The sequence below is a fragment of the Nocardia sp. CA-151230 genome (genome assembly GCF_050942175.1).
In the GTDB taxonomy this organism is placed as follows: domain Bacteria; phylum Actinomycetota; class Actinomycetes; order Mycobacteriales; family Mycobacteriaceae; genus Nocardia.
Genome location: NZ_CP192061.1, coordinates 1,170,394 through 1,187,810, shown reverse-complemented (window position 1 = coordinate 1,187,810; position 17,417 = coordinate 1,170,394). Strand labels below are relative to the sequence as shown.

The following is a 17,417-nucleotide window of genomic DNA, read 5'->3' as shown; positions in this document are numbered from 1 at the left end:
AGGCACCAAGTCCGGTCGCGGCCGGGCGCGCACGTAGAGGAAACTCCTGTGATCTGCTTCTTCGACCCGGCTCACGGCCCGGCCGCCATGCAAGTGACGTGGCAGCCGCAGTGGGGGGTAGCCCGTACCGTCGAGGTCTGCCAATTCTGTGCGCAGCGTATCCAAACCACGCAGCCGCCGTTCTATCAGCCGGTGCAGCAGGGTTATCCGCAGCCGGGGTATCCGCCGCAGCCCGGCTATCCACCGCCCGGTTACCCCGCGCAGCCGGGGTATCCGCCGCAGCCCGGGTATCCAGCCCAGCCGGGGTATGCCCCGCAGCCGGGGTATGCTCCCCCGCCGCCGCGCCGGGGCCACAGCACCGGCGCCATGATCGGGGCGGGTGCGGCCGGTCTGGTGGGCGGCATGCTGATCGGCGAGATGCTGTCCGACGATGACGAGCGCGACGAAGAGCGTGCTTACGAACGCGGATTCGACGACGCCGGCCGTGGCGACTACAACGGCGACGACTACGACAACGACGACGGCTTCTTCTGATCCATCGGTCACAGCCGTCCGAAATATCAAGGCCGCCCGCATCTTCCGATGCGGGCGGCCTTGCCCTATTGCGGGCCGAAGCCGTTCGCGTGCGGCACCGCGCCGTTCGCCTACACCGTGGTCTGATCCTGGAAGCGCGCCAGCGATTCCCACGACCAGGTCAGACTGCCATCGGCGAGGTCGGCGAGAACGCCTTCCAGCCAATGTGATTCGGCCGCGATGAGCGCGCGCTGGTATTCGTCCTCGAGCATGGTGATGCGCGGCAGCCCGAACTGTCCGGCCTGCGCCATGCCCGCGTCGATCGCCTCCAGGTCGGCACGCCGGGCGGCGGCCCGCTTCTCGAGTTCGGCGCGCGCGGCGGCAGGGGTGAGCAGCATCAGAAATGACAGTGCCGCAGGAAATTCCGGGAATTCGTTGCGCGGCGTGCTGACCATCTCGTTGATCCACGCGATGCACGAGGTCCGGCCCGCGTCGGTGATCTCGTAGACGGTGCGCTCGGGGTACTGCTGATCGCGCCCCGTCTCACGCACGGCCACCAGGCCGGCCTCCTGCAGGCGCGCGATCGTCTTGTAGAGCTGCGCGCGCTGCCCCACGTTCACGACCTTGTCCTTGCCCCACTCCTTGATGCGGCGCTGGATGGCGTAGGGGTGCATCGGCTCCAGGTGCAGGATGCCGAGCACCGCCATGGCCAGGGGCGACCGCTTGAACTGTGTGGCCTGCGTCGATGCTGTCATGCCGTCCATCTTACTAGGTGCCCAAAAACTAGTTTCGAATAACTAGTTGCAAAGTAACTAGTTTGTATGCCACTATTGAGGAGCAGGCGAACCCGACCAGCACCACCACCTCCGAAAGGACAGGGACATGAACGCCATCGACACCACCAGCACCGGCGCCGACACCGTCAAGATCCACACCGACCACGCCACCACCAAGCACCTGGGCGACTGGACCCACTCCTCCTCGTTCGAGGTGAAGGCCCGCTACGGCAGCGTCGTCATCGACCTGCGCTCGCCCTGGATCGAGGGCGAGCAGGAGATCGTGGTGCACGCCGACCTCGACCACGCCATGGTCAAGCTGCTGGTCCCCGAGGACGCGGTCATCGACCAGACCGAGCTGGCCTGGACCGGTCGTGGCCGGGTCAAGGACATGGCCCGCCCGCAGGACGCCGCCGGCCGCGTCATCCGGCTCACCGGTTCCAGCACCAAGAGCGAGTTCCGCATCCATCGCGGCGGCATCGCGGTGCTGTCGGCCCTGTTCAGCCGCGAGTTCTTCGAGGACGCCAAGCAAGCGCACCGGGAGGGCCGCACCCCGACCCTGCTCGACCCGGCCAACGCACCGCGCTGATCACCGCCTCCCGCCGGGCCCGGCTGCAAACGGGTCCGGCGGGGGACCGGCCGGGCCGCCGCGTTCGATACGGGTACGAATGCCTACCTGACAGCGGCTCGCCGCTCGTCGTTCGCCGAGACCGAAGCCGCCCAGCTGGTCAATCTGACCAGCTGGGCGGTCTTTCGTTGTCTAGATCACATACCGGTGCTTGCATCGAAGTATGTTCACCGAGGCTCAGCTGTACTCGCCGGTCACAAAGGGGGCCGACGGCGATGTGACAGTGCACTTGAGCGACGAGCATCCGGGTGTGCACGACCCCGTGTACCGGGCCCGCCGCAATGCGATCGCCGCCATGGCGCTGGAGTACCACCCCGGGGCCCGGGTGCCGCACATCGACTACACCGCGGAGGAGCAACAGGTCTGGCGGATCGTCTCCGCCGAACTGGCGCGCAAGCGGGAACGTTACGCGTGCGCGGAGGTGATCACGGCCGCCGAGCGGCTCGGGCTGCCCTCGGACCATATTCCGCAACTCGACGAGGTGACCGCGAAGCTGATGCCGCTCACCGGATTCCGGTACGCGCCCGCGGCCGGACTGGTGCCGCTGCGGGAGTTCTTCGGCTCGTTCGCCGACCGGACCTTCCACTCCACCCAGTACATTCGCCACCACTCCGCGCCGCTCTACACCCCGGAGCCGGACGCTGTGCACGAAATCCTCGGGCACGCCAATCAATTGGCCAGCCCGCGCTTCGCGTCCGTGTACGAGACGGTCGGCGCGGCGGTGGCCCGCTTGGAGACCGACCGGGCGCTGAAGTTCCTGGCCGACGTTTTCTGGTTCTCGATGGAGTTCGGGGTGCTGCGCGAGCACGGCGAAGTGCGTTGCTACGGTGCGGGATTGCTGTCCTCTTTCGGGGAGATCGAGGAGTTCCGCCAGGCCGAGCTGCGGCCGCTGGACATTCACGCCATGGGGACCATCTCCTACGACATCACCCACTATCAGCCGATCCTGTACTGCGCCGAATCCGTCGGCGAGATCGAGGATGTGGTCGGCGGGTTCTTCGAGACCATGACCGATGAGACGGTGGAGCGGCTCATGGCAGTGAAACCGACCTAGAGCGGCATACCCGCCTCGAGGAAGTCGATGACGCGCATGATGTGCTCCGGGGTGAACGGCGCGTCGCCGATGAACGCCATCATCGCTCCACTGAGCGCACCGGCGAAGGCCCGTACCTCGAAATCCCCTGCGGCACGGCCGGTTCGCCGCGCGATGATCTCGACGATCAGTTCGATGCTGCGCTCGAACTCCCGGGCCACCGCGCCCCGGAGCTCCGGAATCGAGTAGAGCAATTCCACCCGCTGCTGCTCGAAGGCGAATTCCTCGGGCGACAGGGACGCGAAGGCGTCGAGGGTGGCCTGCTTGAACGCGGCCAGCATGGACAGTTCCTTCGGCTGCTTCTCGATGGACGCGATCATGATCGGGTCCAGATCGTCGGCCAGCGCCACCTGCTCCTTGGAGGGGAAGTACCGGAAGAACGTGCTGGGCGAGATGTCGGCGGCCGCGGCGATCTGCTCGACCGTGGTCTCGTTGTAGCCCTGCTCGCGGAACAGGCGGAAGGCCTCGGTGCGAATGGTGCGGCGGGTGCGTTCCTTCTTGCGTTCACGCAGGCCACCCCCGGCCGCGGTCTTCACCGGGGCCGGGGGCGTCGCGGAGGCAGTCTCAGCCGACATGGACCGATTGTCCCGCATCGAGATCGGTGGTCACGACCGGATCCTTGCGGCGGATCACGAAGGCTGCCAGCACCGCGGCGACCGCGCAGATGGCGGTGCATACCCACAGCATGGCGCTCATACCGTCGACGAAGGCGCTCTGCACGTGGGCCAGCAGGGACGGGTCGCCGAGCTTGCGGGCCACGCCGACCCCGGCGTTCACGCCGTCGGAGATGGGTGCGCGGTCGAGATCACCCAGGCCGGAGCGGTACTGGGTGGAGAGCACGGTGCCGAGGATGGCGACGCCGATGGTGCCGCCCGCCTGCCGCAGCGCCTGCAGCAGCGCGGATCCGGAACCGGCCCGCTCGGGGGTGAGGTCGTCGGTGGCCGCACCCATGGCCGCGGGCATCACGAATCCCATCCCGAGACCGAGCAGCACCAGTGCGGCGGCCGCGAAGCCGTACCCGCTGTCCACGGTGATCAGCGCGCCCATGCCGAGACCCGCCGCGAGCAAGGCGAATCCGGCCACCAGCACGGTGCGGACACCGACCTTCGGGAGCAGCTTGTCCACCACCCGGGAGCCGGCGGCCAGGCCCGCGATGAGCGGCAGCAGGCGCAGGCCGCTGCCGAGCGTATCGGCTCCCAGCACCGCCTGGAAGTACTGCGGCATGGTGAAGAACAGGCCGAACATCGCGAAGTTCACCAGCACCATGAACACTGTGCCCCAACGGAATCCGGGCTCGCGGAAAAGTCCGAGGTCGACCAGCGGGTGCGCGGTGCGACGCTGCCACAGCACGAATGCCCCGCCCAGGACGACGCCCGCGGCGATGGCGGTCCAGGCCACGGCGTCGCCCCAGCCCTCCTGACCGCAGCGGATGAAACCGTAGGTGATGCCGAGCATTCCGGCCGCGGACAGCAGAGCGCCGGGCAGATCGATGCGGAAAGTGCTCTCACTCTTGGATTCCGGGACCAGCAGGCCGACGGCGGTCGCGCCGATGATCACCAGCGGCACATTCAGCAGGAAGGCCGAGCCCCACCAGTAGTGCTGCAGCAGCCAGCCGCCCACGATCGGGCCCAGGGGCAGCCCGATGGCGGTCGAGGTGATCCAGATGGTGATGGCCCGCTGCCGTTCGCGCTGCTCGGGGAAGAGGGTGGGCAGCACCGCCATGGACAGCGGCATCATGATCGCCGCGGCCAGGCCGAGGACCACGCGGCCGGCGACGAGCTGGCCGGAGGACGTGGCGAAGGCGCACGCCACCGAGGCCACGCCGAACAGCAGCAACGCCGCGAGCAGGAACTTCTTACGCCCGTACCGGTCGCCGAGGGCTCCCGCCGGGAGCATGAAGGCGGCCAGGGCCAGGGTGTAGGCGCTGCTGAACCACTGCAGCGCGGAGGTATCGGCGTGCAGGTCGACCGCGAGGGTGGGCAGGGCGACGGTGAGCACGGTGACGTCGAGGCCGATGGTCAGCATGGCGACCGCCAGGGCTCCCAGCGCCAGCCAGCGGCGCACTCCCTGAGCTTTCATGACAGCTCCAATCATTTGAGATCTTCTCGATAATGAGAGAGTCTCTCATTTCATAGAGACTGTCAATTCTTGTCGTGTCATGGGTCGGCGCCGGCCGGGATGGGGTGTATCACCATTCCGCTGTCTGGTACCGGAGTCCCAAATGCTTGTCGCGACATGAAGTCCTCGTGCTGTTACCGTCATGCGGTCCGTTTCTGAGATCGATGACCCCCCAATGGGTCTGGACACGTGAGGCACGAAATGACCGACCAAGCAACCGAATCCGTCGAGACCCCGCTGCACCTGCAGGGCCGTGACGCCGTCATCGCCGCTGCGGCGCCTGAGGATTGGCGCGAGGGCGCGCCCGACTACCACCTGAGCAAGGAAGTCATTCCGGTCGAGCGCACCACCCAGCACGCGCCGGATTCGCTGGAGCACATCGTCGAAGAGCTGGTGAAGGTCTTCGAGATGGAGGTCTCGCACAAGAAGGACCCGGCCACCTGGGTCTCGCTGGTGGCCGAGCACTACCGCGGCCGCGTCAACGGCGGAAACTGGCAGGACGCAGAAGAATTCGCGAGCATCGGGTCCTACAACATCCTGATCGGCGAGAACCCCTTCTACGATGCCGCGGGCGAGACCTTCGAGACCTCGCACAAGATCTTCCACACCGCGTTCCCGGGCGGCTTCTTCTGGGAGGTGCTCGAGGTGCTGTCCGGCCCGCCGACCGTCACCTTCAAGTGGCGCCACTGGGGTCGCTACGAGGGCGAGTACAAGGGCCACCAGCCCACCGGCGAGCTCATCGAGATGACCGGCGTCACCATCGCCAAGGTCTCCGAGGACCTGCGCATCCTCGAGCTCGAGCACTTCTACGACAACAACAAGCTGCTCGGTCCCCTGGCCCACGGCTGCCCGGTCACCCACACCGCGAACTAGCCCCTCCCCCCTGCCGACACGGTCGCGACCGCACCGCGGGACATCGCGCGCCGGGGCGACCGGTCGGCTATAGAGTCGGGCGCGATGAGTATCCGCAGGTATTCGCGCCGAACCGCGCGCCAGGCCGCTGGTCGGCGGCGCGCCCCCCTTGTCACCGTCGCGGCCGTGGCGGCCGGTCTCACCGCGTTCGCCGGGGTCGGCTTCGGGTTACCGGGTGCGGTGCAGGCCCAACCGTCCACCACGACAACGCCTTTCACCACGCCCAATACCGACGGCTGCCCGAACAAGACGGCTCCGCCGCCGCCCATCGACACCTCCGAGGCGCCCGAGCCGGGGCAGACGGCGCCGGCGGCGCTGGCGATTCCGGATTCGCCGATCGGGGGCAAGCAGCTCGGCGGGTGCGGGGTGATCCTGCCGTCGGGGGCGGGGCCGCTGCCGGAGGGGATCTCGGCCACCGCCTGGGAGGTGGCGGATCTGGATACCGGGCGGGTCATCGCGGCCAAGGATCCGCACGGGCGCTATCGGCCCGCCTCCACCATCAAGGTGCTGCTGGCATCGGTGGCGATCCCGGCGCTGGACCTGGAAAAGACGGTGATCGGCACCCAGGACGACGCCAATGCCGACGGCACCCGGGTCGGCATAGGACCGGGTGGGCGCTACACCAACAAGCAGCTGTTGCAGGCGCTGATCATGGCGTCGGGCAATGATGCGGCGCATGCCATCTCGACCCAGCTGGGCGGGGACGACGCCACCGTCGCCAAGATGAACACGCTGGCGAAACAGTTGCAGGCGTTGGACACCCGGGCCGCCACGCCCTCGGGGCTGGACGGGCCGGGCATGAGCATCTCGGCCTACGACCTGGCGCTGCTGTTCCGGCACGCGATGACGCTGCCGCTGTTCGCCGAGCTGATCCACACCGAGCAGGTGGACTTCCCCGGCTACCCGGCCGACCCGACGAACCCCGACGACAAGGATCATCCGGGCTTCCCGATCGGCAATGACAATCATCTGCTCTTCGAGTACGACGGCGCGATCGGCGGCAAGACCGGCTACACCGACGACGCCCGGCAGACCTTCGTCGCGGCCGCGCAGCGCAATGGCCACCGCTACGTGGTGACGCTGCTCAAGGCGGACGTGCGGCCCTTCCGGCCGTGGGAGCAGGCGGCCAAACTGCTCGACTACGCCTTCGCGCTGCCGGCCGGCGCGACCGTGGGCAGCATGCCCGACGGCAGCTCCGGAGGCGCGAATCCCTCTGTGGCGCTGGCGAGTCCGCCCGCCCGGACCGATGCCGAGCCCGTCCCGGCCGCGTATTCCGGTTCCAGCTCGGACCACGACGATCTGCGGATCGCCCTGATGGCCGGCGGCGTGATCCTCGTCCCGGTGCTGCTGTTGAGCGCGCGCCGGATGAGCCGCCGCCGCTGAGCGGTCAGCGGCGGCGGAGTGTCGAAAGCAGCGTCGCCGCAAGGGCTCCCGCACCGAACCAGGCCGCACCCGCTCCGGTGGACAGTCCGCCCGCGGACATCCGGGGGCGGATGATCGCCGGGGCGGGTGGCGGGATCTCGGCGGGCACCTCGTTGTCCGCGGCCGTGGCGGCCCAGGCGGTGGCGAAGAGGATGATCCGCGCGGTGAAGTAACTGAAGACCATCAGGCCGATGATCGGCCCGAAGACCACCCCGGCCGGGCCGTTGACCACCGATCGCAGAATGACCGAGGCCAGCTGCTTGAACGCCTCGAAGACGACCGCCGCGATCATTGCCGCGCGGGCGGCACTGCGGAAGGTGACCGGGTGCAGTGGCAGGCGGGCGATGATCCAGACGAACACGGCCCAGTTCGCCACCACCGCCAGCAGCAGCGACGCCACGGTGAGCAGGACCTTCGCCCAGGCCGACTCGTGCACGTGCAGGCGGTTGAGCAGGTGGGTGATCAGGCCCCCGGAGGCCAGCGCGGACAGGCCGAGGGAGACGAGGATGGCGACGAACAGCCCGATCAGCGCCAGCAGGTCGGAGACCTTGGCGAGGAACCAGTTTCGCTTCTTACTGGGCTGATCCCACTGCTCGGTGAGCGCCGCCCGCAGGTTGCCGATCCAGCCGAGCCCGGCGTAGGCGCCGGTCACCAGACCGATGGAACCCACGCCCGTCCGCGACTCCACGGCCCGGTGGATCAGGTCGTTGACCTGGCTGCCCGCGTCGCCCGGAATATTCGCGACGATCTTGTTCTGAATATCGGTGAGCCACTGTGGATTCCGCGACAGCACGAAGCCGGCCACCGCGAAACCCACCATCAGCAGGGGAAACAGCGACAGCACCGTGAAATAGGTGATGCCCGCGGCGTAGTAGTCGCCGCGCTGACGCTGATAGCGCTCACCCGCGCGGACCACGTGATCCAGCCAGGGACGACGCTGGATCTGCCGCTCGATCCACGCCTTCACGCTCCCGAACACACCGCCACCTCCGCACACCGGACGCGCGGCGGCCGGTTCAGCGGGCCAGGAAGCCCACCCGGTCGTACACCTGCGCGAGAGTCTTCCCGGCGACCTCCCGCGCCCGCTCGGCCCCCGCGGCGAGGATGCGGTCCAGTTCACCCTGGTCGGACATGTATTCTTGCACCTTCTCGCGCAGCGGCGTCACGAACTCGATGAGCGCGTCGGCGGTGTCCGATTTCAGGTCACCGTAGCCCTTGCCGGCGTAGTCCTGCTCGAGCGTGACGATCGGAGTGTCGGTCAGCGAGCTGAGGATGACCAGCAGATTGCTCACGCCCGCCTTGGTCTCCGGGTCGTAGCGGATCTCACGCTCGACGTCGGTGACCGCGGAGCGGATCTTCTTGGCCGAGACCTTCGGATCGTCGAGCAGGTTGAGCAGGCCCGCGTCGGTGTTGGCCGACTTGCTCATCTTCGCGGTGGGATCCTGCAGGTCATAGATCTTGGCGGTGCCGGTCACGATGTGCGGCTCGGGCACCACGAAGGTCTTCTTGTAGCGAGTGTTGAAGCGCTGCGCCAGGTTTCGGGTCAGCTCCAGGTGCTGGCGCTGATCCTCGCCGACCGGCACCAGCTGAGCGCGGTAGAGCAGGATGTCGGCGGCCATCAGCACCGGGTAGGTGAACAGTCCGACGGTCGCATTGTCCGCGCCCTGCTTGACCGACTTGTCCTTGAACTGGGTCATCCGACTCGCCTCACCGAACCCCGTGATGCAGTTCAGCACCCACGCCAGTTCGGCATGCTCGGGCACCTGCGACTGCACGAACAGCGTGGACTTCTTGGGGTCCAGCCCCAGGGCCAGCAGCTGCGCGGCCGAGATCTTGACCCGCGTACGCAGCTGCTTCGGATCCTGCGGCACCGTGATGGCGTGCAGGTCCGGAATGAAATAGAAGGCGTCGTAGTCGTCCTGCAACCGCACCCAATACTGCAGCGCGCCAAGGTAGTTGCCGAGGTGGAAGGAATCGCTGGTGGGCTGGATTCCGGACAGTACCCGCTGCTTACGCTCAGCGGCGGCTTCAGGACTCGACATGGCTCGAGCTTAATTTGCCCCTCCGCTTCGCTCCGGGGCGGGTTCGCGGCCCCGAGGTCTCGCGTCTTCCCTCCTCCGCGCCACCGCTTCACTCCCCGCTCCAAGGCGGAGGTCTATTCCAGCCGCAGTCCAGAATCGAGACGGCCGCGAACCTCTGGGTCGTCCGCCAAAGCAGCCGGTCACGCGCCGATTCGGTCCGACAAGGGGCGCGGATCGACGCCTGGCATGCTGGGCCGGCCGGAGCCGATCAGGCGCTGTTCGCGGCGGGTGGCGAGTTTGTAGAGGGGGTAGCTGGGGCCGGTCATCGGGGCGGTCAGGGGGTTGCCGAGCAGGGGTGGGGAGAGGTGGGCGGTGCGGACGGCGCGGGACAGGCTGCGGAAGGCGAGCTGCTCGCGCAGGCCCCAGTCGAGGTCGTACATATCGCGGACGCGCTCGGGGAGGCTGCCCTGGACCAGGAGGGAGAAGCCGGTGAGGGCCTGCTGGATGGGGGCCGGGAGGGGGTGGGGGACGCGCTGGCCCATCAGGTAGGAGCCGACCAGTTTGGCCTCCTCGGTGAGGTGGGGCTCGTCGGAGGCCAGGTAGCCGTCGAAGTAGTCGCGGAATTCGCGGTAGGTGTAGGGGGCGGCGCTGCGGGGCATGCCGAACAGTTCGCCCCAGCGCACGTAGTCCTGGTACAGCCCTTCGCGTTCGGTCGGGGTGAGGCGGCGGACCAGCAGATCGTGCATGACCTCGGCGGAATCGAAGGTGAAGGCCATGGTCATGAACATCAGATGCGGGTCGGCCGCGGAGTAGTGGGTGCCGGCCGGGTTGGCCGCGCCCGCGTCCTCGGGCAGCACGCCGTCGACCGGGGCATGCCGTTTACGGGTGAAAGACCGTGCCCGATCGGCTTCTTCACGGGTGCCCAGGGAGACGGCCTCGAACAGGCGGCCGGTGAGGGCGAGCCGGGTGTAGGGCGTGGTCCGATGCTGGGTGTTCTCGGCGGTTCCGACATAGAGCAGCGGATGCACCGCGCCGATCACCAGCGCCCGCTGGCCGTAGGTGAGTCCGACCGCGCGCTTGCGCATGACCCTGCGGATCATCGAGTCGTCGGAGAAGTAGCCGCTCTGGGCCGCGCGTGCAGGCATCGTTGCCTCCCGGTGGGTGTGATGCGGGCCATCACATCTGGCAATAGAGTCCCCCAGATTCCAGATTCTGGCAAGACCTTCTGCCAGAATCGCGGCCGTGCCAGAATCGGTTCGTGACCGGGCAACGGACCTACGGCGGCATCTCCGCGGACGAACGCCGCACCCAGCGCCGCACCGCCCTGCTCGACGCCGCCCTCGACATCCTCGGCACCCAGGGCATCGACAAGCTCACCGTCTCGGCCCTGTGCACCGGCGCGGGCCTCAACGAGCGCTACTACTACGAGAACTTCGACAACCGCGACGCCGTGCTGTCGGCACTGTTCGACACCGTCGCCGAGGAGCTGGCCGGCGCCCTGCTCGCCGGGCTGCACACCGCCCCCGACGACACGCGCGCCAAGGCGCACGCCGCCATCACCGCGGGCATCCACGTCCTCACCGACGATCCGCGCAAGGCCCGGGTGGCCCTGGTGGTCAGCTCCGCCACCCCCGAATTACGCACCCGCACAACCCACACCATCAAGGCGTTCGCGAATCTCGTGGCGGCCGAGGGCATCGACTTCTACGGCCTCACCGAGGGCGACCCTCCGCCCGTGATCGGTTTCCGCGCCACCTACCTGGTCGGCGGCCTGGTCCAGACCCTCGCGGCCTGGCTCCAGGGCGACCTCCCCATGACCCGCGACGAACTCATCGACGCCACCACCGACGTTTTCGTACTGCTGGGCGAGGATCTGGCTCGGGACATCCGCCGCTGAGCCGCAGCCCGAATCATCGCCTCCCGAAGCCGAATCCGAATCAGCGCACGATGGCGACGATCGCCGAGGCGCCCGGGTCGTCCTCGGTGGATTCGACGTAGCAGTGGGCATCGCCGACGGCGAAGGACACCTGGGAGCCGGCCTTGTCCGGAATCGATTGCGTCCAGCGGATGAGGCTGGTGTGCGCGTCGATGGCGCGCAGGGTGCGGTCGGCCAGCAGGTAGAAGGCCCCCGTGCTCGGGTATCCGCCGACATCGGCCGCGGTGCCCTGAGACGAGATGTCGATACTCCACAGCTTGGCCGCCTCGCCGCCGGGAGTCATGGCATGCAGCCTCGTGCCGTCACACAGGTAGTAGGCATCGCCGGAACCGAAGACGACGCCGGCCGTGTAGGGCAGGGTGGGCGTGGTCCACAGCGCCGCACCGGTTTTCGGATCCAGGCCGGAGACGATGTGGGCGCCGTCGGTGGCCAGTACGGCGCCCTGGACCAGGCCGGAGGCGATGGTGCTGGCCGAGACCGCCGAGTCGCCCGCGCGAGACCAGGCGGTCGCACCGGTCCCGAGGTCGAGGGCGACGAGACCGCCGCCGGTACCGGGACTCTGGTTGTAGAGAAATGAACCGCTGTCGGGCACCGACAGCGCCTCGGCGTCGCAGGGCACCCGCCAGCGGACGGTCTTGCTCTGCATGTCCACGGCCCACGCCTCGCGCCCGCCCTTGTCGCCTTCGGAGGCGATCAGATAGAGCACGGAGTCCCGCACGCCGAAGACTCCGCCGAGCACGACCCCCTCGGGTGCGTCGAAGGACCAATTCCGTCTCCCCGACGCCAGATCCACGGCCACGGCCCGATCCCCCGCGGCATCGGGTTCGGCCCCGCAGACCACGAGGGCGCCGCTCCAGACGCAGGAATGACGGCCGATTCCCGGTGTCGTGATCGGGAACCGCCACAACTCGCGTCCGCTCCGGGCCTCGAGCCCCGTGAGCACGGCGGCGTTCTCCACCACTACCGTGCCGGCGCCGTACCGTAGTCCCCGCACCCCGCCGTCGACCTGGTATTCCCAGGCGATGCTCCCGGACGCCGCGGTCCCCGCCACCCGCCGGGGCGCGGCGCACGCGGCCGCCGCCCCGGCGAAGGCGAGAATCGCCCCGTCCCGCAACACTTTTCGACGACTGATCACAACCGAACCCCACTCGCTCGACACACTGTCAGCGACTATAGGGGGAACCGCCCTCCCTCGAATACAAAACCGCCCGGCCTTTTCCAATGGATCGGGTCCACGGGATCGGGCCGGGCGGTCGGCGAATCCGGGCTAGCTCGCGGCGCCGGTCTTCGGGTCGAGCTGCAGGGCCGGCTGCGCGGCGGCCTTGAAGTCGAACATGGCGTCGAGGGTGCCGGCCTTCTCGTCGAACGAGTCGTCGCCGATGCGGCCGGTCTTCCAGTTGTCCTCGATGAACTTCAGGACCGAGGCCTGGTCGGTCACGCCGTGGTCGACGAAGTTGGCCTTCGAGTAGGGCGAGACGACCAGCAGCGGCACGCGCTGGCCGTAGCCGCAACGGCCCTGGTACTTGGCCGGATTCGCCTTGGCGTCACCGCAGACGCCGGGGCCGCTGTAGCCGTCCTGCTCGGAGGCGGAGTTCATGACCAGCTTGGGCGCCGTGTGGTCGTACCAGCCGTCGGAGTCGTCGTAGGCGATGACGACCGCGGTGTCCTTCCAATCCGGCAGCTTCTGCAGGTGGTTGATGGTCTCCACCAGGAACTGCTGCTCGTCCAGCGGATCGGAGTAGGCGGCGTGGCCGTCCTGGTAGCCGGCGGCCTTCAGGTAGCTGACCGCGGGCATGTTGCCCTTGTCGGCGGCGGCCCAGAAGTCGGTCAGGTCGTACTGATGGTTGGCCTGATCGTCGTGGCCGATCTTGTCGACCGAGGTCGGCGGCAGGTGGTGCGGGTTGGCCGTCGACGCGAAGTACTGGAACGGCTCGTGGTGCGGGATGTAGTCGCCCTTGGTGTCCCAGGCCTTGTCACCGGTCTTGCCGGTACCGCCCAGCGCCACACCGACATTGTGGGTGGCGCCGCAGACGGCCTTGCCGTCCTTGGTGTCGGTGGGCTTGAAGCCGCCCTGGAAGAAGCCCCAGCTGACGCCCTTCTTGTCGAGCAGGTCGCCGATGGTGGTGCCGCTCATCTGGACGGTGTCGCGGTTGGAGCAGTCGTCGCCGTAGGGCTGCGGGTCGCCGACCACGGTGCCCTGGCCGTTGCCGGCGTTCTCCAGCACGGTGTCGGCGGGGAAGGGCTGGCCCGGCTTCGGCGGCTCCATCTTGGTGACACCGTGGGTCTGGCCCGCGACCAGGTTCAGCGCGCCCACGGTGGACGGGCCGAAGGTGGAGGTCCAGGAGTTGTCGCTCATGGCGTAGTGCTGCGCGTAATTCCACAGCGCGGTCACCGAATTGCCGTCGTAATAGCCCATGACCAGGCCCTGCGGGCCGTAGGTCGGCTGCTTGCAGGACTTGCCCTCGGACACGTTGGTGTGCTCGACGAACTGGTCCATCTTGCCGCCGTCGAGGGCGAGCTGCTCGTCCTTGTACTCGTGGTCCTGGTCGCAGGTGATCTGCTGGTTCGGACCGCCGAGGCGTACGGGCTGCGCCTTGTTGGGGTTCTTGGTGAGCAGATCCGGCGTGAGGCCGTCCACCTTCGGCGTGTTCGGCTGCGCGGTGAACCTGGTGCCGTCGGTGTTGGCCGCGTTCGGGTAGGTGCCGAAGTAGTGATCGAAGGAGACGTTCTCCTGGAAGATCACCACCACGTGCTTGATGGGCGTCGCGGTGTCGGTGTCCGGAGCCGCCTGGTCGGACGACGACGAACACGAGGTGGCGCTCAGCGCGACCAGCGCGGCGAACGCGGCGGCGGCGCGGCTTCGTTTACCGAAGCGACGGCCATGGGCGACTGCCGGGCTTGGGCGACGGCGGCGTGCCGAGGCGGACATGGAACCTCCAGGTCTATCCGGATCGCGTCAGGCCGCGATCGCATAGCGGAACCATTGCAGCGTCCAGGACAGTTTTGTTCGACCGCAGGTTAACTGAAGTGGAAAGTCCGGTGAATCAAGAATTTTCGGCTTCGGGGTCGAGGGCCAGGGGTATCACCGGCAATCCGGGCGGCGTGGCGTCCTGCAGGACCACCCGGAAGGGGATGCCGCGGGCCGCCCAGATGGTCGCGCAGTCGGCCATGGCCTCGGCGAACCAGTCGCGTTCGTCGGGCTGCCGGTCGAGCATGAGCGCGGCATTGCGGATCACCACCACGTATCCCTGTGCGGCTCCGACGAATTCGTCGAGGTCACGTAGGCATTCGTCGAAGGCGTCCTTGTTCTCCCCGAAGTAGTAGGGGAATTGGAAGGCGGCGGCGAACTCGTCGAAAACCTCGGTGACCGTGCGCATCTTGCGGCCGCGAAGTTCCCGGGCGAGGTAGTCGTCGGGAATCCGGTAACGGACGCCGGAGAATTCGGCCGCGCCGATGGGCAGCACCCCGAGCACCGGAGCGGGGGCCCGGCGCTCGGCGATATCTTCGGCGGGAGCGGAGAGGAACTGCGACAGCGGCATCGGCTCGGTCATTCAGCGCATCCTCGTGAAGGTTTTGTAGTGGTCCCCCGTGTAATAGGCCGAACCGTCGCTGCCGGTGATGATGCGCTCGGCGTCGCGGGTCTGACCGGGCTGCTTGGGATTCACATCCCACTCCTGATAGCTGATCGCCGTGCCGGATGCGTCCTTGCGGGGCAGGCTACCGTCCCGGTTGTTCCAGGTGTCGCCGCCGTGGGTGCCGGGCGAGTTGGCGGAGCCGGGCCAGCGCCCGGCGTCGATTTCGACCAGGGTCTTGTATGCCTGGTCGGGTACGCCGGGCACCCTGGAAGGCGGGGCCGCTCGATCGGCCGCGCCGGGAGCCGGTGTGACACCGCCCGGTTTGGCAGTCGTCTTGACCACCGATGTGACAACGGGTTTGGCGCTGCCGGTGTCGGTCGGATGGTCGGTGTTGATGCGGTTGGCGACGATGGCGGCGATCAGCGCGAGCACGGCCACGCCCAGCGTCACCCAGGCACTCTGCTTCCTGGAGGGCTTCTTCATCGGTACTGCACCGTCACCGGCGCGTGGTCGGACCAGCGTTCGGCGTAGGTCGCGGCCTTTTCGACCACGGCCTGTTTGGCGCGGGTGGCGATGTCGCCGCGGGCCAGCTGATAGTCGATGCGCCAGCCCGCGTCATTGTCGAAGGCGCGGCCGCGGTAGGAGTGCCAGCTGTAGGGGCCGGGGACGCCGGGGTGCAGTTCGCGGACCACGTCGACGTAGCCGGCGGCCAGCATGGACGACACCCAGGCGCGTTCCTGCGGCAGGAAGCCCGCGTTCTTGACGTTGCCCTTCCAGTTCTTGATGTCGAGCTCGGTGTGCGCGACATTCCAATCGCCCATGATCACGAACTCGCCCGGGTGGGCCAGCATGCGTGCGCCGATGGCGTCCAGGAAGCGGTACTTCTCGTCCTGCAGCGGAGTGTCGGCCTCGCCGGTGTGGACGTAGACGCTGGCGATGGTGAGATCCTCGAAGTCGGCCTCCACATAGCGGCCGAGCGTGACGAATTCCTCTGTGGGAGACCAGCTTCCGCCCTGGAGCAGGCCGACGCCGACGCGTACCGCGTCGGGCTGGTGCCGGGACAGGATCGCCACGCCCGCCCGGCCCTTCAGGCCCGGTTCGGCATGGCTGAGGAACCATCCGGCGTCCAGCGCGGGCGCTAGCGCGCTACGCGTTTGCTCATCGGTCGCCCGGGTCTCCTGCAGGCAGACGATATCGGCCTCGGTCGCGGCCAGCCATTCGAGCAATCCCTTGCCCGCCGCGGCACGCACCCCGTTCACGTTGCACGTACTGATGATTTTCGCCACTTCACGACCGTACAATGCGGCTTACCGACTCTCTTCACGGACATCGAGGTCCAGGAAGGGGTGACGACGATGACGTCAGGCACCACCCGGCCCACCGCCCCGCCCGCGCCCATCCGCGCGCTCCACACCGGCTCCGGCGAACCACTGCTCCTGCTGCACGGATTCATGCTGTCCCCGCATTGCTGGGAGCAGGTGGCACAGCGCATGTCGAGCCATTGCGAAGTGTTCGCTCCGGCCTTCACCGGGCACTGGGGCGGCCCCGAGCTCGAGGGCTGGTACCTCGATATCAACGCCCTTGCCGACCGTGTCGAGGACCAACTCGACGAGATGGGCTGGCGCACCTGCCATATCGCGGGCAATTCGCTCGGCGGCTGGGTCGGCTTCGAGCTGGCACGCCGGGGCCGGGCCCGCACCCTCACCGCTATCGCGCCCGCAGGCGGCTGGCAAACCCCCTCCACGCTGCAGCTTCGCGTCGGACTGAAGTTCCTGTCGATGGTGCCGTTCGTGGAGATCGGCAAACATCTGCCGGCCGCCATCGCGTACAGCGGGCTCGTCCGGCAGGCGGTGGCGCTGCTGCTCACCAAGAACACCGAGGCGGCCTCGCGGGCGGGCATCGAGGCGGCCATCACCGCGGCCATGCACTGCAAGGCCATGTTGCCGATGCTGGTGAGCGGCCTGCGATTCACGGCCCTCGAGCACCTGGCCACGCTGCGGACCCCGGTGCGACTGCTCATGTGCGAGAACGATCGGATCATCCCGAATCGCCTGTACGCCCGCCGTTTCCTGGAGGAACTGCCGGAGTCGGCGGACCGCATCCTGGTCCATGACGTCGGCCACGTCCCCATGCTCGAGGCGCCCGACCGCATCGCGACCCTGATCGCCGAGCACGTCTACGCCAGCCGCACCCGCCTGCGGGCGGTCTGACGGGCCCCGAATCACCTACGCCCACACGCACGCTCGGTGTTACCTGGAACCGCGCACCCGAACTCGTTCGGTTACATAGGATTACGTCGGATCCACGTCGCCAGGTTCGCGGCCCGTCTCGTTCTGGACCGAACGGAGCGGAGGAGCGAAGCGGGGAGCGCAGGGAGGGAAGAACGAGACCTCCAGGGCCGCGAACCCACCCGGAGCGAAGCG

18 protein-coding genes are annotated in these 17,417 nt (G+C 68.0%); 7 read left to right on the top strand and 11 right to left on the bottom strand.

Annotated elements, in window-relative coordinates:
- The first annotated feature begins 48 nt into the window (after nucleotides 1-48).
- Nucleotides 49-534: a hypothetical protein gene (locus ACQP1O_RS05160; protein ID WP_433564738.1), complete on the top strand. Its 486-nt coding sequence runs from the start codon at nucleotides 49-51 to the stop codon at nucleotides 532-534.
- 110 nt (nucleotides 535-644) lie between these two features.
- Here ACQP1O_RS05160 and ACQP1O_RS05155 read toward each other — a convergent pair whose 3' ends face one another.
- Complete coding sequence (locus tag ACQP1O_RS05155) at nucleotides 645-1,268, bottom strand: PadR family transcriptional regulator (protein ID WP_433564737.1); 624 nt, start codon at nucleotides 1,266-1,268, stop codon at nucleotides 645-647.
- 127 nt (nucleotides 1,269-1,395) lie between these two features.
- Between ACQP1O_RS05155 and ACQP1O_RS05150 the strand changes: the two genes are divergently transcribed.
- Nucleotides 1,396-1,878, top strand: coding sequence for a hypothetical protein (locus tag ACQP1O_RS05150; RefSeq protein ID WP_354830193.1), 483 nt, complete (start codon nucleotides 1,396-1,398; stop codon nucleotides 1,876-1,878).
- Between the two features lie 202 nt (nucleotides 1,879-2,080).
- A complete protein-coding gene (locus tag ACQP1O_RS05145; RefSeq protein ID WP_433564736.1) occupies nucleotides 2,081-2,971 on the top strand; it encodes a phenylalanine 4-monooxygenase in 891 nt (296 codons plus the stop codon).
- Here the strand turns inward: ACQP1O_RS05145 and ACQP1O_RS05140 are convergent.
- Both ACQP1O_RS05140 and ACQP1O_RS05135 read right to left on the bottom strand, forming a co-directional pair.
- Nucleotides 2,968-3,585 (bottom strand): TetR family transcriptional regulator, encoded by a 618-nt coding sequence (locus tag ACQP1O_RS05140; protein ID WP_433564735.1) that lies wholly within the window; start codon nucleotides 3,583-3,585, stop codon nucleotides 2,968-2,970. The genes ACQP1O_RS05145 and ACQP1O_RS05140 overlap by 4 nt on opposite strands.
- Complete coding sequence (locus ACQP1O_RS05135) at nucleotides 3,575-5,089, bottom strand: MFS transporter (RefSeq protein WP_433564734.1); 1,515 nt, start codon at nucleotides 5,087-5,089, stop codon at nucleotides 3,575-3,577. Before ACQP1O_RS05135 ends, ACQP1O_RS05140 begins: the two co-directional genes overlap by 11 nt.
- A gap of 240 nt (nucleotides 5,090-5,329) precedes the next feature.
- On the opposite strand from ACQP1O_RS05135, the gene ACQP1O_RS05130 reads away from it, so the two are divergent.
- Nucleotides 5,330-6,001, top strand: coding sequence for a SnoaL-like polyketide cyclase (locus ACQP1O_RS05130; RefSeq protein ID WP_364605198.1), 672 nt, complete (start codon nucleotides 5,330-5,332; stop codon nucleotides 5,999-6,001).
- Nucleotides 6,002-6,085: 84 nt separating this feature from the next.
- Nucleotides 6,086-7,423 (top strand): D-alanyl-D-alanine carboxypeptidase family protein, encoded by a 1,338-nt coding sequence (locus ACQP1O_RS05125; RefSeq protein WP_433564733.1) that lies wholly within the window; start codon nucleotides 6,086-6,088, stop codon nucleotides 7,421-7,423.
- 4 nt (nucleotides 7,424-7,427) lie between these two features.
- On the opposite strand, the gene yhjD is transcribed toward ACQP1O_RS05125, so the two are convergent.
- From yhjD to ACQP1O_RS05110, 3 genes are all read right to left on the bottom strand, one after another.
- Entirely contained in the window at nucleotides 7,428-8,441 is a 1,014-nt protein-coding gene (yhjD, locus tag ACQP1O_RS05120; RefSeq protein ID WP_433564732.1) for an inner membrane protein YhjD, read from the bottom strand.
- A 37-nt stretch (nucleotides 8,442-8,478) separates the two neighbouring features.
- Nucleotides 8,479-9,504, bottom strand: coding sequence for a tryptophan--tRNA ligase (gene trpS / locus ACQP1O_RS05115; RefSeq protein WP_433564731.1), 1,026 nt, complete (start codon nucleotides 9,502-9,504; stop codon nucleotides 8,479-8,481).
- Nucleotides 9,505-9,683: 179 nt separating this feature from the next.
- Nucleotides 9,684-10,628 (bottom strand): oxygenase MpaB family protein, encoded by a 945-nt coding sequence (locus ACQP1O_RS05110; protein ID WP_433564730.1) that lies wholly within the window; start codon nucleotides 10,626-10,628, stop codon nucleotides 9,684-9,686.
- 113 nt (nucleotides 10,629-10,741) lie between these two features.
- On the opposite strand from ACQP1O_RS05110, the gene ACQP1O_RS05105 reads away from it, so the two are divergent.
- Nucleotides 10,742-11,380, top strand: coding sequence for a TetR/AcrR family transcriptional regulator (locus ACQP1O_RS05105; protein WP_433564729.1), 639 nt, complete (start codon nucleotides 10,742-10,744; stop codon nucleotides 11,378-11,380).
- 40 nt (nucleotides 11,381-11,420) lie between these two features.
- Here the strand turns inward: ACQP1O_RS05105 and ACQP1O_RS05100 are convergent, their stop codons facing one another.
- The 5 genes from ACQP1O_RS05100 to ACQP1O_RS05080 form a co-directional block, all read right to left on the bottom strand.
- Nucleotides 11,421-12,554 carry a PQQ-binding-like beta-propeller repeat protein gene (locus tag ACQP1O_RS05100; RefSeq protein WP_433564728.1) on the bottom strand — a complete coding sequence of 378 codons (1,134 nt, stop codon included), beginning with the start codon at nucleotides 12,552-12,554 and terminating at the stop codon, nucleotides 11,421-11,423.
- A gap of 132 nt (nucleotides 12,555-12,686) precedes the next feature.
- Nucleotides 12,687-14,348 (bottom strand): phospholipase C, encoded by a 1,662-nt coding sequence (locus ACQP1O_RS05095; RefSeq protein WP_433564727.1) that lies wholly within the window; start codon nucleotides 14,346-14,348, stop codon nucleotides 12,687-12,689.
- Between the two features lie 115 nt (nucleotides 14,349-14,463).
- Entirely contained in the window at nucleotides 14,464-14,970 is a 507-nt protein-coding gene (locus tag ACQP1O_RS05090) for a barstar family protein (RefSeq protein WP_433564726.1), read from the bottom strand.
- Entirely contained in the window at nucleotides 14,971-15,477 is a 507-nt protein-coding gene (locus tag ACQP1O_RS05085) for a ribonuclease domain-containing protein (protein ID WP_433564725.1), read from the bottom strand.
- Entirely contained in the window at nucleotides 15,474-16,280 is an 807-nt protein-coding gene (locus ACQP1O_RS05080; RefSeq protein WP_433564724.1) for an exodeoxyribonuclease III, read from the bottom strand. Before ACQP1O_RS05080 ends, ACQP1O_RS05085 begins: the two co-directional genes overlap by 4 nt.
- Before the next feature lie 69 nt (nucleotides 16,281-16,349).
- Here ACQP1O_RS05080 and ACQP1O_RS05075 point away from each other — a divergent pair, with 69 nt between their 5' ends.
- Entirely contained in the window at nucleotides 16,350-17,204 is an 855-nt protein-coding gene (locus ACQP1O_RS05075) for an alpha/beta fold hydrolase (protein WP_433564723.1), read from the top strand.
- The last annotated feature ends 213 nt before the right edge of the window (nucleotides 17,205-17,417 follow it).

What these genes read in the sequence shown, in the direction of transcription:
- ACQP1O_RS05125 (WP_433564733.1), top strand. Translation starts at nt 6,086, where the DNA reads ATGAGTATCCGCAGGTATTCGCGCCGAACCGCGCGCCAGGCCGCTGGT.
- ACQP1O_RS05135 (WP_433564734.1), bottom strand. Translation starts at nt 5,089, where the DNA reads ATGAAAGCTCAGGGAGTGCGCCGCTGGCTGGCGCTGGGAGCCCTGGCG.
- ACQP1O_RS05150 (WP_354830193.1), top strand. Translation starts at nt 1,396, where the DNA reads ATGAACGCCATCGACACCACCAGCACCGGCGCCGACACCGTCAAGATC.
- ACQP1O_RS05095 (WP_433564727.1), bottom strand. Translation starts at nt 14,348, where the DNA reads ATGTCCGCCTCGGCACGCCGCCGTCGCCCAAGCCCGGCAGTCGCCCAT.
- ACQP1O_RS05145 (WP_433564736.1), top strand. Translation starts at nt 2,081, where the DNA reads ATGTTCACCGAGGCTCAGCTGTACTCGCCGGTCACAAAGGGGGCCGAC.
- ACQP1O_RS05140 (WP_433564735.1), bottom strand. Translation starts at nt 3,585, where the DNA reads ATGTCGGCTGAGACTGCCTCCGCGACGCCCCCGGCCCCGGTGAAGACC.
- ACQP1O_RS05155 (WP_433564737.1), bottom strand. Translation starts at nt 1,268, where the DNA reads ATGACAGCATCGACGCAGGCCACACAGTTCAAGCGGTCGCCCCTGGCC.
- ACQP1O_RS05075 (WP_433564723.1), top strand. Translation starts at nt 16,350, where the DNA reads ATGACGTCAGGCACCACCCGGCCCACCGCCCCGCCCGCGCCCATCCGC.
- ACQP1O_RS05085 (WP_433564725.1), bottom strand. Translation starts at nt 15,477, where the DNA reads ATGAAGAAGCCCTCCAGGAAGCAGAGTGCCTGGGTGACGCTGGGCGTG.
- ACQP1O_RS05090 (WP_433564726.1), bottom strand. Translation starts at nt 14,970, where the DNA reads ATGACCGAGCCGATGCCGCTGTCGCAGTTCCTCTCCGCTCCCGCCGAA.
- trpS (WP_433564731.1), bottom strand. Translation starts at nt 9,504, where the DNA reads ATGTCGAGTCCTGAAGCCGCCGCTGAGCGTAAGCAGCGGGTACTGTCC.
- ACQP1O_RS05130 (WP_364605198.1), top strand. Translation starts at nt 5,330, where the DNA reads ATGACCGACCAAGCAACCGAATCCGTCGAGACCCCGCTGCACCTGCAG.
- ACQP1O_RS05110 (WP_433564730.1), bottom strand. Translation starts at nt 10,628, where the DNA reads ATGCCTGCACGCGCGGCCCAGAGCGGCTACTTCTCCGACGACTCGATG.